Origin of the sequence: Polaromonas sp. LjRoot131 (assembly GCF_964252805.1) — a bacterium.
GTDB lineage: Bacteria > Pseudomonadota > Gammaproteobacteria > Burkholderiales > Burkholderiaceae_C > Polaromonas.
In genome coordinates this window covers 800,067-813,782 of the sequence record NZ_CAXUPF020000002.1, presented here as the reverse complement: position 1 = coordinate 813,782, position 13,716 = coordinate 800,067, and the positions used below count along the sequence as shown (strand labels likewise).

Annotated in this window: 15 protein-coding genes and 1 pseudogene; 8 read left to right on the top strand and 8 right to left on the bottom strand. The window is 63.9% G+C overall.

The window, feature by feature from the left end; all coding sequences use genetic code 11:
• Positions 1-15: 15 nt before the first annotated feature.
• The 3 genes from ACSQ27_RS14400 to ACSQ27_RS14390 all read left to right on the top strand — a co-directional run bounded on the left by ACSQ27_RS14400 (position 16) and on the right by ACSQ27_RS14390 (position 2,175).
• Positions 16-519: an Lrp/AsnC family transcriptional regulator gene (locus ACSQ27_RS14400; RefSeq protein WP_436156162.1), complete on the top strand. Its 504-nt coding sequence runs from the start codon at positions 16-18 to the stop codon at positions 517-519.
• 112 nt (positions 520-631) lie between these two features.
• Positions 632-1,015, top strand: a complete 384-nt coding sequence (locus tag ACSQ27_RS14395) for a helix-turn-helix domain-containing protein (protein ID WP_436156161.1) — start codon at positions 632-634, stop codon at positions 1,013-1,015.
• Complete coding sequence (locus ACSQ27_RS14390) at positions 1,012-2,175, top strand: M20 aminoacylase family protein (protein WP_436156160.1); 1,164 nt, start codon at positions 1,012-1,014, stop codon at positions 2,173-2,175. The genes ACSQ27_RS14395 and ACSQ27_RS14390 overlap by 4 nt, the downstream gene beginning before the upstream one ends.
• 87 nt (positions 2,176-2,262) lie before the next feature.
• Here the strand turns inward: ACSQ27_RS14390 and ACSQ27_RS14385 are convergent, their stop codons facing one another.
• Genes ACSQ27_RS14385 through ACSQ27_RS14365 form a run of 5 tightly spaced genes read right to left on the bottom strand, consistent with a single transcriptional unit; the run spans position 2,263 to position 7,542 of the window.
• Positions 2,263-3,618, bottom strand: a complete 1,356-nt coding sequence (locus ACSQ27_RS14385) for a class-II fumarase/aspartase family protein (RefSeq protein WP_436156159.1) — start codon at positions 3,616-3,618, stop codon at positions 2,263-2,265.
• A gap of 15 nt (positions 3,619-3,633) precedes the next feature.
• Positions 3,634-4,485, bottom strand: a complete 852-nt coding sequence (locus ACSQ27_RS14380; protein WP_436156158.1) for an HpcH/HpaI aldolase/citrate lyase family protein — start codon at positions 4,483-4,485, stop codon at positions 3,634-3,636.
• Positions 4,482-5,663: a CaiB/BaiF CoA transferase family protein gene (locus ACSQ27_RS14375; RefSeq protein WP_436156157.1), complete on the bottom strand. Its 1,182-nt coding sequence runs from the start codon at positions 5,661-5,663 to the stop codon at positions 4,482-4,484. Before ACSQ27_RS14375 ends, ACSQ27_RS14380 begins: the two co-directional genes overlap by 4 nt.
• A 9-nt stretch (positions 5,664-5,672) precedes the next feature.
• Positions 5,673-6,521, bottom strand: a complete 849-nt coding sequence (locus ACSQ27_RS14370; protein WP_436156156.1) for an FAS1-like dehydratase domain-containing protein — start codon at positions 6,519-6,521, stop codon at positions 5,673-5,675.
• 40 nt (positions 6,522-6,561) lie between these two features.
• The gene (locus ACSQ27_RS14365) at positions 6,562-7,542 is read right to left on the bottom strand and encodes a Bug family tripartite tricarboxylate transporter substrate binding protein (RefSeq protein WP_436156243.1); all 981 of its coding nucleotides are present in this window, start codon (positions 7,540-7,542) and stop codon (positions 6,562-6,564) included.
• Between the two features lie 92 nt (positions 7,543-7,634).
• On the opposite strand from ACSQ27_RS14365, the gene ACSQ27_RS14360 reads away from it, so the two are divergent.
• The 3 genes from ACSQ27_RS14360 (at position 7,635) to ACSQ27_RS14350 (ending at position 10,136) form a co-directional block, all read left to right on the top strand.
• Positions 7,635-8,537: a LysR substrate-binding domain-containing protein gene (locus ACSQ27_RS14360; RefSeq protein ID WP_436156155.1), complete on the top strand. Its 903-nt coding sequence runs from the start codon at positions 7,635-7,637 to the stop codon at positions 8,535-8,537.
• Positions 8,538-8,668: 131 nt separating this feature from the next.
• Entirely contained in the window at positions 8,669-9,718 is a 1,050-nt protein-coding gene (locus ACSQ27_RS14355) for an esterase (protein ID WP_436156154.1), read from the top strand.
• 154 nt (positions 9,719-9,872) lie between these two features.
• Positions 9,873-10,136: a hypothetical protein gene (locus ACSQ27_RS14350; protein ID WP_436156153.1), complete on the top strand. Its 264-nt coding sequence runs from the start codon at positions 9,873-9,875 to the stop codon at positions 10,134-10,136.
• A 128-nt stretch (positions 10,137-10,264) separates the two neighbouring features.
• Here the strand turns inward: ACSQ27_RS14350 and ACSQ27_RS14345 are convergent, their stop codons facing one another.
• A complete protein-coding gene (locus tag ACSQ27_RS14345; RefSeq protein ID WP_436156152.1) occupies positions 10,265-10,732 on the bottom strand; it encodes a nuclear transport factor 2 family protein in 468 nt (155 codons plus the stop codon).
• Positions 10,733-10,983: 251 nt separating this feature from the next.
• Here ACSQ27_RS14345 and ACSQ27_RS14340 point away from each other — a divergent pair.
• Positions 10,984-11,157: pseudogene (locus tag ACSQ27_RS14340) on the top strand (NAD(P)H:quinone oxidoreductase); the annotation flags it as partial.
• A gap of 218 nt (positions 11,158-11,375) precedes the next feature.
• On the opposite strand, the gene ACSQ27_RS14335 reads toward ACSQ27_RS14340, so the two are convergent.
• Entirely contained in the window at positions 11,376-11,756 is a 381-nt protein-coding gene (locus tag ACSQ27_RS14335; RefSeq protein ID WP_436156151.1) for a nuclear transport factor 2 family protein, read from the bottom strand.
• A 42-nt stretch (positions 11,757-11,798) separates the two neighbouring features.
• A complete protein-coding gene (locus ACSQ27_RS14330; RefSeq protein WP_436156150.1) occupies positions 11,799-12,563 on the bottom strand; it encodes an SDR family NAD(P)-dependent oxidoreductase in 765 nt (254 codons plus the stop codon).
• Positions 12,564-12,689: 126 nt separating this feature from the next.
• Between ACSQ27_RS14330 and ACSQ27_RS14325 the strand changes: the two genes are divergently transcribed.
• A complete protein-coding gene (locus tag ACSQ27_RS14325; protein ID WP_436156149.1) occupies positions 12,690-13,637 on the top strand; it encodes a LysR substrate-binding domain-containing protein in 948 nt (315 codons plus the stop codon).
• Positions 13,638-13,716: the final 79 nt, after the last annotated feature.

Genomic DNA, 13,716 nt, shown 5'->3' with positions numbered 1-13,716 from the left:
TAAATGGGGTCAACGATGAATACCTCCACCGGCAACCCCAAGCTTGACCGCCTCGACCTGCGAATCCTGTGCCACCTGCAGAAAAACGGGCGGGCCTCCAACGTCGAGATTGCCGACGCCGTCGGCCTGTCCCCCAGTCCCTGCCTGGTGCGCGTGAAGCGGCTGGAGCAGGCCGGCTACATCGCCGGCTACGGCGCGCAGATCCGGCTCGAAAAACTGGGCGACACCTTGCTGGTCTTCACCGAGGTCACGCTGCAGGACCACAAGCGCGAGGACTTCGTCAAGTTCGAGATGAGCATACGGCCCATCGACGAGATCGTGGAGTGCCACCTGGTCAGCGGCGGCTACGACTACCTGCTGAAGTTCGTCACACGCGGTGTGAACCACTACCAGGAAATCATCGAAGGCTTGCTGGAGGCCAACATCGGCATCGAAAAATACTTCAGCTACATCGTGATCAAGACGCCCTTCGTCAAGAACTTCTACCCGATCGAGCAGCTGATCCAGCCCCACGCTTGAGCCGGCTCTGGGCCGCAGCTTTTGCTGAAGCCCGAGCCGATTCGACATTTGCTGCTGCGCCGGCGTCCGTTTCCGGTGCCATCTCCGGTGGGGCCCGCCTACGCTTGGTAGCATGAACCCTCCTCCCCGCATCCCGGCGCCCGCCCGTTCGGCCGCAGCGATCCAGCGTGTGCAGCGGCACATCCACGAGAACCTCAACCAGGCCCTGTCCTTGTCGGAGCTGGCCGGTCTCGCCGGGCTCAGCATCTGGCGCTTCGCCACGGTGTTTCGCCAGCAGGTGGGCGTTTCCCCGCACCGCTACATCTGCCGGCTCCGCCTGGCGCGCGCGCAGGCCCTGATGCAGCAAGGCATGCCGGTCGCCAGCGCGGCCAGCGAGGCGGGCTTTTATGACCAGAGCCATCTCTCGCGGCACTTCAAGACCGTGTTCGGCATGACGCCCGGGCAGTACCTGATGGCCGCCGGCCAGCCGCGGACGGCATGCCAGGCACTCCAATGACGGAGGACATCGCAGACCTGCTGCCCGACCTGGTCGCGCTGCGGCGTGACCTGCACGCGCACCCGGAGCTTGCGTTCAAGGAGCACCGCACGGCCGGCATCGTCGCCAAGGCCTTGCGCGACCTGGGGCTGGAGGTGCATGAGGGCCTAGGCGGCACCGGTGTTGTCGGCGTGCTGCGCGCCGGCAGCGGACGGCGCAGCGTGGGACTGCGCGCCGACATGGACGCGCTGCCCATCCTTGAGCAAGGCGAACGGCCCTACGTCAGCCGGTTCCCCGGCGTCCACCACGGCTGCGGGCACGACGGGCACACCGCCATGCTGCTGGGCGCGGCACGCCAGCTGGCGCGCACCCGCCGCTTCGACGGCACCGTCAACTTCATCTTCCAGCCCGCCGAGGAAGGCCGGGGCGGCGCACGCGCGATGGTCCAGGAAGGGCTTTTCGAGCGCTTTCCCTGCGATACGGTTTATGCCCTGCACAACTGGCCCGAGCTGCCCGCCGGCACCGCCCAGACGCGGCCGGGCGCCATCATGGCGGCGGCGGATCGCTTCGACATCGTGGTCCGGGGCCGGGGCGGCCACGCGGCCCAGCCGCACCGCACGCCCGACGCGGTGCTTGCCGCGAGCGAACTGGTCACCCAGCTGCACACCATCACCTCGCGCCGCATTCCCCCCACCGAGAATGCGGTGCTCTCGGTCACGCGCATCAGCGGTGGCCAGTCGCACAACGTGCTGCCTTCCGCGGTCGAACTCACGGGCACGGTGCGCAGCTTCGACGCCGGCGTCCAGGACACCATCGAAGCGGCCATCCGGCAGATCGCGCAAGGCGTGGCCCAGGCCACGGGCACCACCATCGACGTGGATTACGTGCGTTACTACCCGGCCACCGTCAACACGCCGCAAGAAGCATCGCTGGCCCTGCGCGCCGCCGAAGCCGCCGGCCTGCAAGCTTCGGTCGCGCCCTCGGCGGCGTTCACGTCCGAGGATTTTGCGTTCATGCTGAAAGCCAGGCCCGGCGCTTACCTCTGGCTGGGCCAGGGCGCCAACCCGCGGCGCGAAGACACCCCGTCATTGCACCATCCCAGCTACGACTTCAACGACGAGGTATTGCCCTTGGGCGTCAGCTGGTTTGTCCAGGTGGCGAGCCTCGCGCTCTCGGGCTGACCCGGGAACAAATGCCTGCCTGGTACGGGTTGACCCGCGGCAGCGACCTTGCTGATGCGCTGACGCCAGCGACACCGTTGTGGGCTGCTAGGCGGCCGCCTTGATCGACGCCAGCACCCGGTCCACCATCACGCCCGCCTGACCCAGGTTGTTCATCGGGTCGCAGAACGAGGCCAGCTGTTCGCGGGTCACGTGCTTCTTGATCTCCGGGTGCTCCGCCAGCAGGTCGATCAGCGGGCGCTTTTGCTGGAGCGCGTCGCGGCAGATGTCATAGACCAGGTCGTGCGCATACTCGCGCCCGATGTAGGGGCCCAGGCCCATCATCACGGCCTCCGACATCACCAGGCCGTGGGTCATGTCGATGTTGCGGCGCATCTGCGCGGCATCGACTTCAAGGCCCGCGAGGATGAACTTTGTCTGCTTGAGCGCGCCCGAGATCAGGCAGAAAATCTCGGGCATCGCCACCCATTCGATTTCCCACGGGCCGGTGGAGCGCTCATGGTCGGCGACCATCGCGTCCATCAGCGATGCGGCCAGCTGGCGCACCACGGAGATGTTGGCGTGGATGTAGAGGCAGGAGATCGGGTTGCGCTTTTGCGGCATGGTCGACGAGGAGCCGCGGCCGGGCGCAAAAGGCTCGAACACTTCCGCGACTTCGGTCTGCATCAGCAGCTTCACGTCCATCGCGATCTTGCCGAGCGAACCGCCGACGATGCCGAGGAAGGCGCCGACTTCGGCGAAGTTGTCGCGCACGGTGTGCCACGAAATCAGCGGCTGCCCGAGCCCGAGCTCCTTCATGAGGCCGGCCTGGGTTTCCATCGCGCCTTTTTCAAGCGAGGACAGAGTGCCCGACGCGCCGCCGAACTCGCCGACCAGCACCCGCGGCTTGAGCTGCGTGAGGCGCTCGCGGTGGCGCTCGATGCCCGCAAGGATGCTGGCCATCTTGTAGCCGAAGGTGATGGGCGTTGCCTGCTGCAGGTTGCTGCGGCCGATGATGGGCGTGTCGCGGTGGGCGCGCGCCAGTTTGGCCAGCGAGGCCGAGATGTCCGCGAGATCGGCCTCGACCAGCGCGAGGCCCTCCCGTATCTGCAGCACGGCTGCCGTGTCGGTGATGTCCTGCGTGGTGGCGCCCCAGTGGCAATATTCGCCCAGGCCGTCCTTGCAATGCGCGTTGATCTGGTTGACCACGGCGATGATCGGGTAGCCGATCTGCTCGGTCTTGGCCTTGAGCTTGGCCCAGTCGATCTGGCTGGGCTCGCAGTTCTTCACGATCTCTTCAGCCGCCTCTTTGGGAATGATGCCGAGGGCGCCCTGGACCTTGGCGAGCGCGCGCTCGATGTCCAGGTATTTGGCGGTGCGGTTCTCGTCCGACCAGACATGCCGCATGGCGGCATCGCTGAACATGTCGCCGAAAATTTTTGAGTCGATGATGGTTGCGGACATAGTTTCTCCGTTGGGTTATGTGTCTTGTGAAAAAACAGGGATGCGTGCGGCCAGGGCCACAATGCGCTCGGCTTTGAGGACAACCGGGCGGTCAACCATCTTCCCGTCGAGCTGGATGGCGCCACCGCCGGCCGCGCGCGAGGCGCTCAGGATGCGCTGTGCCCAGGCCTGCTCTTCGGCGCCGGGCCGCAGCGCGCGATGCACTGCGGCGACCTGCGCGGGGTGTATGCACATCTTGGCGCCGAAGCCGAGGCGGCCGGCCTGCGCCATGTCGGCGGCCACGCGGTCCGCGTCGATGTCGGGCGTGACGCCGGCCACGGGCGAGGGCAAGCCCGCGGCGCGTGAGGCAATGGCCAGCTGGGTTGCGGCGTGCTCCAGCGCCGGGCTGTCGGCGGGAATGTCGAGATCGGCCATGTAGTCAAGTGAGCCGAAGGCCAGGCGCACGATGCCCGGTGCGGTGGCAAGGTCGAAGGCGGCCAGCAGGCCACGCGCTGTTTCGACCAGCGGCAAGGCGGTGGCGCCCGCCCCGAGCGGAGCCAGAACGTCGGCAAGCTGCCGGCGGCTTTCGCATTTCGGAAGCATGACGCAGGCGGCCCGCACCTGCCGCAGGAGCTGCAGGTCGTCCGCGTACCAGCCCGTGCTCGCGTCGTTGATGCGGATCAGCAGCTTGCCGCGAATCTCTTCGTTGACGGAGGACATCCACGCCGCGATGGCTTCGCGCGCGACGGCCTTGCCCGAGGGCGAGACCGCGTCTTCCAGGTCAACGATGACGCGGTCCGCACCCGAGGCCAGCGCCTTCGCGAATCGCTCGGGTTGGTGGCCCGGCACGAACAGGTAGCTCAGCGGTGCGGCGGGCGGCATGCTCATACAGCGCCTTCCGCGCGCAGCTGGGCAATCCGTTCGGCGCCGTAGCCGAAGTGGTTCAGGATCGCGTCGGTGTGCTGGCCCAGCGCGGGCACGGCGTCCATGCGCGGAGCACCGTGTTGCCAGGAACCGGGCGGCAGCATGGCGGGCACGGCGCCCGCCGGCGTATCGATGTCACGCCAGCGCGCACGGGCTTCGAGTTGCGGATGTTTCCACAGCTCGCTCATGGTGTTGACCTGGGCATTGGCGATGCCGGCGGCTTCCAGCCGCTCGACGACTTGCGCGGCACTCAGGGTGCTGAAGGTTTCGACGATGAGCGATGAGAGCTCGCCCCGGGCGGCGCTGCGCTGTGCGTTGCCGGCGAAACGCGGGTCGCTGGCAAGCGCGGGCTGCAGCAGCACTTTTTCACAGAACACCTTCCACTCGCGTTCGTTCTGCAGGCCCATCATCACGGTTTTTCCGTCACCGGCCAGAAACGGACCGTAAGGGTAAATCGTCGCGTGGCTGGCACCTGTGCGCGGGGGCGGCGCCGCGCCGTCGAAGGCGTAATAAAGCGGGTAGCTCATCCACTCCGACAGCGACTCGAGCATCGAAATGTCGATGCGCTGGCCTTCGCCGGTCTGCTGGCGGTGCATGAGCGCGCCCAGAATGTTGGTGTAGGCATACATGCCGGCGGCGATGTCGGCGATCGACGGGCCGGCCTTGGACGGCGTGTCGGCCGTGCCGGTCACCGAGACGAAACCGGCCTCGCTCTGGATCAGCAGGTCATAGGCCTTTTTGTCGCGGTAAGGGCCGTCGCCGCCATACCCCGAGATGTCGCACACGATGATGCCGGGCTTGCGCTTGGCCAAGGCTTCGTACGACAGGCCTAGCCGAGCGGCGGCGCCCGGCGCGAGATTTTGCACCACGACGTCGGCCTCTTCGAGGATCAGGCGCATGAGGATCTTCTGCGCCTCCTCGTGCTTGACGTCCAGCGTCAGGCTTTCCTTGGAGCGATTGGTCCAGACGAAGTGCGACGCCAGGCCCCGCACGCGGCTGTCGTAGGCCCGCGCGAAATCGCCCACACCGGGGCGCTCGACCTTGATGACACGCGCCCCCATGTCGGCCAGTTGCCGCGTGGCGAAGGGCGCCGCGATGGCGTGTTCGAGCGTGACGACGGTGATGCCCTTGAGTGGTTGCATGGCGTTTCCTCAGCCCAGCGTGGCGGTGGCATCCATCGTGAGCCAGCCTTCGTGGTCACGTCCCCACAGGCGCACGCTCTTGCCGTCGGCTGAAGGCTGCCCGTGGATCGAAAACGGGTTGACGTCGAACGTGGGCCGGACCGCCTTGAATTCAAATTTACGCACCGCGGCCTCGGGCATGTGCCGGCGCAACAAGTCCATGAGCAGCGTGGCGATCAGCGGGCCGTGCACGATGAGGCCCGGGTAGCCCTCGACCTCGGTGACGTACTTGCGGTCGTAGTGAATGCGGTGCCCGTTGAAGGTGAGGGCCGAGTAGCGGAACAGCAGCACGTCGTCGGCGACGATGCGGCGCACCCAGGCGAATTCGGCGGGCGCGGCCAGCGGCGGCGGGGCCACGTCGCCGGGCGTCGGCGCCGCGCGGTAGACGATGTTGTGGTGCTCGGTCAAGGCCACGCCGGCAGTGCCGTTCCGGCGAAGTTCATGGCGCACCTTCACGAAAACCAGGCGACCGGTGCGGCCGCTTTTTTCCTTCACGTCAACGATGGTCGAGGTGCGCGCGAGCGCGTCGCCGACACACAGCGGCTCGTGGAATTCAAAGTCGCTGCCGGCCCACATCCGGCGCGGCAGCGAAACAGGCGGCAGAAAACCGCCGCGCCGCGCGTGGCCATCCGGGCCGATCTCCGATTGCGCATGGATAGGCAGGAAATACAGCCAGTGCCAAAGATAGGGCAGCGGCGTGCCGGGCGCGGGGCGCGTGGTGTCGGGGCGGTCGAGCGTGGCCGACAGCGCCGCGTACGGCGTGGCGGTGGCGATGTCTTCCAGCGTCTCGCTGCGGCCTGTCCAGTCCTGCAGATTCATGGTGATGTCCGTCGGGAAAAAATAACTTGATGAGTTGAAATCATTCGGCCTTGATCCTGGCGGCCGATACAACGGCCTTCCAGCGGGCCACTTCTTTTTGCACCAGGGTTTTGAGCTGCTCGGGCGTGCCGGTTTCCACTTCGGCGCCTTGGTCTTCGATGCGTTTTTGCACACCCTTGTCGGCCAACACGGCGTTCATCTCGGCATTGAGCCGGGTGACCACGGCCTTCGGCGTCTTCGCGGGCGCGAACATCGCGTACCACTGCGACATGCTGACGTTGGGAATGCCCTGCTCGGCCAGCGTCGGAACGTCGGGCAGCACGGGAGAGCGCTTGTCGCCGGCGATGCCGAGCGCCTTGAGCTTGCCGCCCTTGATCTGCGGGTAGGCGGTGAACAGGCTGGGGAACATGTACTGCGTGCTGCCGGCGATGGTGTCGAGCACGGCGGGTGCCGAGCCCTTGTACGGAACGCTGGTCACGTCCACGCCGGCCGACAGCTTGAACAATTCGCCCGCGATGTGCGGCGCGGTGCCGTTGCCGGCCGTGGCGTAGCTGTAGGTGCCGGGCTTGGCCTTCAGGTAGTCGACCAGTTCTTTGGCGTTTTTCACGGGCACGGCTTTGTTGGCCACCATCACCGTGGGCGACGCGGCCACCATGCCGATGGGCTCGAAATCCGCGACGGGGTCGTATTTCAGTTTTTGCAGCGCCGGGTTGATGCCGTGCGTGGCGATGTAGCCGAACATGATGGTGTAGCCGTCGGGCGCCGCGCGCGCAACGAAGTCGCTGGCGATGGCGCCGTTGGCGCCGGCCTTGTTCTCGACGATGACGGGCTGGCCGAGCCTGGCGCCCAGGCCTTGGGCAATGATGCGCGCCATGGCGTCGTTGGCGCCGCCCGCGGAGGTCGGCACAACAATGGTGACAGGTTTGGCCGGCCAGGCCTGGGCAAGCGCCTGGCCGGGCACGGACATGGACAGGCCGGCGCCGAGCGCCAGGGCGAGGGAAGTGCTGAGGGGATGGTGCATCCGCATGATTTGTCTCCGTCGTTTTTGGTCACAGCCGCATCATCAGCGTGCGGATGAGTTCCGTGAAGTGCAACTTTTGCTAATATTGGTGCATGGCACGCATCAATTTCGATTTGCAGCAACTCGAAGCCTTCGTGGCGGTGGCCGAGCGCGGGAGCTTTCGCGCGGCAGCCGACCACATCCACCTGTCGGCACCTGCCTTAAGCCGGCGCATCGACAAGCTCGAGACCATCCTGGGCGCCCGGCTTTTCAAGCGCACCACGCGAGAGGTCGAATTGACGTCTCTCGGGCAGGTTTTTCTGGATCGCGCGCGCGCCGCGATGGACGACCTCGAGTCCGCCACGCTCGGCATCACCGACATCGCCGCCAGCCGCACCGGCCGGGTCACGGTGGCCTGCGTGCCTTCCGCGGCCATCCATTTCCTGCCCTCGGTGGTGAGCTCTTTCTCGGAACGCTACCCGCTGATCCGCGTCCGTGTGATCGACGAAGCCGCAGGCGCGGTGATGGCCAGCGTGGTGTCGGGCGAGTCGGACTTCGGCATCAGCTTCATGGGCAACCAGGTGCCCGGCGTGGACTTCGAGCCTATCCACACCGACCCTTTCGTGGTGGCCATGCCGCGCCGCCATGCGCTCGCCGGGCGCAAGACCCTGTCGTGGAAGAACCTGGAAACCGAGCGCCTGATCGCGGTATCGCGCACCAGCGGCAACCGGCAGCTGCTGGACGACGCGCTGGCCAAGGCCGGCATCAACCCCTCGTACCGCCTCGAGGTAAGCCACATCGCGACACTGCTCGGCATGGTTGAAGCGGGGCTCGGGCTTGCGGCCGTCCCGCGCCTGGCCTTGCCGAAACGGCATCCGTCGATGGTCGGCGTTGCGCTGGTCGCGCCGGCGGTGTCGCGTGTCCTGGGCCTCACCACCTTGCGTGGCACGACGCTGCGCGCGCCGGCGAAGATGTTCTACGACTACCTGCACATGGCCTTGAAAGAGCGTCGCTAAGAGGGGGCGCCAAAGGCCGGCACTGGTGCAAGCCAAACACCAATGCCGGCCAAAGTTGCACTTCTCCGCCGTTCCGTTCGTTGAGATGATGAGCCACCGGCAAATCAGTTCAAAACGAGATGGAGACAAACATGGCATTCAGACAATGGGCACGCCGTTCGGCGTGCGTCGCGGCGACGGCCTTGCTGCTGGGCGGGCTCGCGGCTTGCACGCAGGCGCCGATCCAGCTGGCGGAAATGGGTTCATTCCACGTGGGCGGCCGCGAGGTCCTGGTCACCGGCAAGCCGGTCAAGGAAATCGCACTGACCGCCAACGGCGTGCCGGCGAAGTTCGACCCCAACGGCCTCTACCAGGTCGAGCAGATGTACGTGCAGTACTTCATTCCCAAAAGCCCGCGCGGCGCACTGCCCATCCTGCTATGGCACGGCGGCGGCCTGACCGGCGTAACCTACGAAACCACGCCGGACGGTCGTGAAGGCTGGCTCAACTACTTTGTGAAGAAGGGCTGGGCAACCTACAATTCCGACGCCGTCGAGCGGGGGCGTTCGGGCTTCGCGATGTCGCCTGAAATCTTCCAGACCGAGCCGCTGTTCCTGACCAAGGAAAATCCCTTCGAGCGTTTCCGCATCGGCCAGGGCGCGGGCTCGTACAACAAGGACGTGGCGAAGATGAAGCCCCTGCCCGGCAACCAGTTCCCGATTGAGGCCTACGACAACTTCACCAAGCAGAACGTGCCGCGCTGGACCTCGACCGACGCGCCGACGATTGCGGCCTACACCGCGCTGGTCGACAAGGTGTGCCCCTGTGTCGTGCTGGTGCATTCGCAGGCCGGCCTGTTCGGTGCGCGCATTGCCGAGGCGCGGCCCGACAAGGTCAAGGCCCTCGTGATGGTGGAACCCGCGGCAGTGGGGCCGATAGAGGACGCGCCGAAGATGAAAAACGTGCCGGTGCTCGCCATCTATGGCGACTACATAGCGCAGGACTCGCGCTGGCCCACGATTCGCGGCAACGGCATCAAGTTCTACGACGCCCTGAGGGCGGCCGGTGGCAGCGTCGACATGGTGGACCTGCCTCAGGCCGGCATCAAGGGAAACTCGCACATGGTCATGATGGACAGGAACAGCGACCAGGTCGCGGACCTGATCCAGAACTGGCTGGCCAGCCGCGGGCTCTACAAATAGGACCCATCCTTGGAGAGCTTTCTCATATCATAAAGCGCCAGAGATCCAGATGGGGCTCAGTACGCCTGGCAATGTGTAGCTGGCTATCGCATCTACTATGGAACCCCGATATGATCGGCAAAACTGCCGTTTTCCCTTCACCCTTGGAGAAAATATGTCGCACAAAACCCTGCATCGCGTGCTCACCGCCCTTACCCTCACATTGGCCGCGCTGTTAACAACTACGCAGGCTATCGCCGCCCCTAAAACGGAAGGCAAGAACGGAGCCGTCAAACCCGCGACGGAAAAGGTCCCACCGTTCTGCACCGCGACCCCCGACGGCAATCCACCCATTTCCTGCGCCAGCGGCACGAAGCCGTTTTATATTGCCGCGTCGGTAACGTGGGCGTGTTGCAGTCACAATCCCAACGCCTCTTAGCCTTCCGGTGCGTCCGCATCGTTCTCGCTGTTGAATTCCGCTGAAGTCTGACCCGAGGGGGGTGCGGACAATAACCTGGACGGTTTACATGAGCGGCGTCCGCTCGATGGAGGGGGTGAGCGTCATTCTCACTGCGGCCCCGACTTCTCAAGTTCCAGGTTGCCCTCGATGAACTTGAGCTTGAAGACAAGCCGGGAGATGCGCCACCTGTCCGGGAACGGCTGCAACTGCAACTCGTATGTACCCACAAAGATGCGGCTCTTCAGGCCGATGGCTTTGCCCCGGTGGTGGAAGGCCACGCCGTGGCATCTGACAAGCGCTTGATTGCCACTGACCTCGGTTCGAAGGTTGCCAATCTGATGGTGAACGTGGTCGAGCGGCTCGAATCCGGCAGCCCATGCCTGAGCCACCTGGTTTGGCGTCATTTCGGCCGGCGCTCCACCGACCATGGAGGTCATGTCGAGCGTAAAGGGGCTGGTAAAGCAACTCTCCAGCGCTGGCCAGTCTCGTTCGTCGGTGGCAACGAACATCTGAACGACGACGTCCTCGACTGCCAGGCGTGTGGCCAAGTCGGATGCAGACAGAGTGAGAGACATTTGGAACCTCCGGGTGAATGCGCCGTATCTTGCGGCGCCTGACGTTGGAACTCAGTGGCCGCCGAAGGTGATCCGCTGAAATGACGGCCTGGTCAGATCCTAATATCCATCGTGCGTTTTGATGTAATAGTTATCCATACGGTCTCCTTGGAAACAAAGAGGATCGTATGGCTCAACGCTGCTGTTGGGCTGTAGGACGGGTTCCAAGGATTGCCAGCATCAAGGCCACTCTTTTGACCGAGGACCGGCCGCCTTATAGCCACCGGGGACAGATGACTTTGGATGAAATCGTCGGCGGTGCACCGTATGGCGCGGCCACCATCGCAGGTGGACAGGGACAGCGAAAGCCAAGTGCAATTGAACTTGAGGGAGCACTCCATCAGGGTGAACTGATCGCGCGAACAGCGAACAAGCTTTTCGATTGACGCCAGTCGACATTAGCAGCAATGGTGTGAATGGGGCCGCCCAAGACTAGATTGCAGTCTATTGCATAGGCTGCTAGATCGTGGTCACAGCGTGCGAGAGAATGAAGTTCGCGGCCGAAAGGAGGACATACTCGTTTCGGCCGCGAAAAGCTGGGGACAAACCGGCCTGACGTCTTTCTGAGACTCAGGCCGTTCCGAGACGCTGCAGCGGACCCGCATCAATCTTTGCTGAACGCCCGGGCGGCGGCGGCGGTGTCAAGCGCCTCGCGAAGCAGCTTGATCTTGCCACCTTCCGCAATCAGTACGCCAGCATAGGTTTGCTGATACATCTTGCCAGTGCCAACCACCAGCGCTTCAACGGAATATTCGCCGAAGACCCTGTCAGGAGTGTCAATCCAGACCTTGAAATCTTTGAAGCGGAAGTCGGGCACTTTCGCCAGCAAGCCGGAGAGCAACGCTTCCACGGCTGCGGGGCCGCGGGCGTGGGCATGTACGGTAGGCAGTTCAAGCACGCCATCTTCAGCGAAGAGTGCGGCGGCAGCTGCGGGCGTGCGGACGTTGTCCTGATAGGACTGGAGCAGTTGCAGTGCAGAGGTCATGATTTTTCCTTTTTTTGGGTTAAATGTGTTGTTGAAATGTGTTCATACTTGAGCAATGCCGCCATCGGCAAACAGCTCTACCCCGGTGATGAACGCGGCGTCGTCGGACGCGAGGAAGACTGCAGCATTGGCGACGTCGTCGGGCTGGCCGATGCGACCGAGAGGGATCTGCGCAGTCAAGTAGTCGAGCAGGCCCTGCTGTTGGGCTACGTCGGGGCCAGCGAGTTCCACCAGTCCAGGCGTGTGGATAGGTCCGGGTGACAGCGTATTGATGCGAATTGCCCGCCCTTTTAAATCCAGCACCCAACTGCGCGCGAGGTTGCGCACCGCCGCTTTGGTCGCGCTATAAATGCTGAAGTTCGCCGTACCTTTCACGCTGGTGGTCGAGCCGGCAAGGATGACGGATGCACCGTTCGTGGCCTTCTCCAGCAGCGGCAACGCTTTCTGCACCGTGAACACCACTGCCTTCACATTCCGATCAAAAGTCTGGTCGAAATGCGCCTCGGTGATAGCGCCTAGCGGAATCATCTCTCCGCCGCCCGCGTTGGCGTAAAGCACGTCAATACGGCCATGCTGCTTCTGTACTAGTTCGTAAAGACGATCCAGGTCGCCAAGCCGGGTCGAATCAGCTTGCACCCCCTTCGCGTTCTGCCCGATCGCGGCTACGGCCGCGTCCAGTTCAGCCTGACGACGGCCGGTGATGATCACGTTAGCGCCTTGCGACGCGAAGGCCTTGGCTGCAGCCAGACCGATGCCGGTAGTCCCGCCAGTGATGACTGCGACCTTGCCGGATAGTTTGTTTCCCATGTCGTACTCCTTTTGTTGATAGGGTGAGCGAAGTTTAGAAAATTCATAACGATGAATAAATATCTAAATATTGATTTCTTATTTCATGCTGGTGAATAATCGGAGTAACAAACTCAGCACATTGCCATGGACCAACTTCTTGCCTTGCGTGTCTTCGTGCGGATCGCCGAATCGGGCGCTTTCTCTCGCGCTGCCGACTCGATGAACCTCCCGCGCCCCACTGTGACCAAGCTTGTGCAAGACCTGGAGGCGCATCTAGGGACGAAGCTACTGCACCGCACGACCCGCCGCGTCAACGTGACGCCGGACGGTGCGGCGTACTACGAACGGGCGACACGCCTGATCGATGAACTCGACGAGATGGACGAAAGCGCGTCACGCGCACGCGTTCGGGCGCACGGGCGAATCCGCGTCGACATCGGATCGGTACTAGCCAGCATGATCCTCATCCCGGCGTTGCCGGCATTTCGCGCGCGCTACCCGGAACTACATATCGACCTCGGGGTCAGCGACCGGCCGATTGATCTCATCGGTGAAGGCGTCGACTGCGCAATCCGGGGCGGCACACTGCCCGACACAACACTCGTGGCGCGACGCATCGCCGACATGGACTGGGTCACCTGCGCGAGCTCGGTATACCTGAAGGCGCGTGGCATTCCGAAGCATCCATCCGAACTTATGCCTACCGCAACGCCCACGGCGAAGGCGGCCGAGGGTCGCATTCCAGGCCACGCTATCGCCGGCTACTTTTCGTCGCTGACGGGACGTGCGTTCCCGCTCGAATTCCACAAGGGCAGCGAGCATATGCAGATAAACGGCCAGGTGGAGGTCGCAGTCAACGAGAGCACCGCGCATCTGAGTGCGCTACTTGCAGGCGTTGGTATCGGACAGGCATTCAAGTTCATGGTGACGCCCCATCTCGAAAGTGGGCGCTTGTGCAAAGTTCTACAAGACTGGACGCGACCGCGACAACCATTTCATGTGCTTTACGCGAGCAATCGTCACCTTAGCGCCAAAATTCGAGTGTTCGTCGATTGGGTCGCAGAAGTGTTCGCACCGTTCGATGATCGTTGACATTCACTACTTCGTAGGTTTTTCGTTGGCATCCACCACGCGCATCACGCAGCAAACGGCAGGGCCTCCGCAGTCGCGA

Excerpts from the sequence above, each read along its gene's own strand:
- ACSQ27_RS14395 (WP_436156161.1), top strand. The coding sequence starts at position 632 with ATGAACCCTCCTCCCCGCATCCCGGCGCCCGCCCGTTCGGCCGCAGCG.
- ACSQ27_RS14385 (WP_436156159.1), bottom strand. The coding sequence starts at position 3,618 with ATGTCCGCAACCATCATCGACTCAAAAATTTTCGGCGACATGTTCAGC.
- ACSQ27_RS14365 (WP_436156243.1), bottom strand. The coding sequence starts at position 7,542 with ATGCACCATCCCCTCAGCACTTCCCTCGCCCTGGCGCTCGGCGCCGGC.
- ACSQ27_RS14325 (WP_436156149.1), top strand. The coding sequence starts at position 12,690 with ATGGACCAACTTCTTGCCTTGCGTGTCTTCGTGCGGATCGCCGAATCG.
- ACSQ27_RS14350 (WP_436156153.1), top strand. The coding sequence starts at position 9,873 with ATGTCGCACAAAACCCTGCATCGCGTGCTCACCGCCCTTACCCTCACA.
- ACSQ27_RS14390 (WP_436156160.1), top strand. The coding sequence starts at position 1,012 with ATGACGGAGGACATCGCAGACCTGCTGCCCGACCTGGTCGCGCTGCGG.
- ACSQ27_RS14370 (WP_436156156.1), bottom strand. The coding sequence starts at position 6,521 with ATGAATCTGCAGGACTGGACAGGCCGCAGCGAGACGCTGGAAGACATC.
- ACSQ27_RS14345 (WP_436156152.1), bottom strand. The coding sequence starts at position 10,732 with ATGTCTCTCACTCTGTCTGCATCCGACTTGGCCACACGCCTGGCAGTC.
- ACSQ27_RS14375 (WP_436156157.1), bottom strand. The coding sequence starts at position 5,663 with ATGCAACCACTCAAGGGCATCACCGTCGTCACGCTCGAACACGCCATC.
- ACSQ27_RS14400 (WP_436156162.1), top strand. The coding sequence starts at position 16 with ATGAATACCTCCACCGGCAACCCCAAGCTTGACCGCCTCGACCTGCGA.
- ACSQ27_RS14380 (WP_436156158.1), bottom strand. The coding sequence starts at position 4,485 with ATGAGCATGCCGCCCGCCGCACCGCTGAGCTACCTGTTCGTGCCGGGC.
- ACSQ27_RS14335 (WP_436156151.1), bottom strand. The coding sequence starts at position 11,756 with ATGACCTCTGCACTGCAACTGCTCCAGTCCTATCAGGACAACGTCCGC.
- ACSQ27_RS14355 (WP_436156154.1), top strand. The coding sequence starts at position 8,669 with ATGGCATTCAGACAATGGGCACGCCGTTCGGCGTGCGTCGCGGCGACG.
- ACSQ27_RS14360 (WP_436156155.1), top strand. The coding sequence starts at position 7,635 with ATGGCACGCATCAATTTCGATTTGCAGCAACTCGAAGCCTTCGTGGCG.
- ACSQ27_RS14330 (WP_436156150.1), bottom strand. The coding sequence starts at position 12,563 with ATGGGAAACAAACTATCCGGCAAGGTCGCAGTCATCACTGGCGGGACT.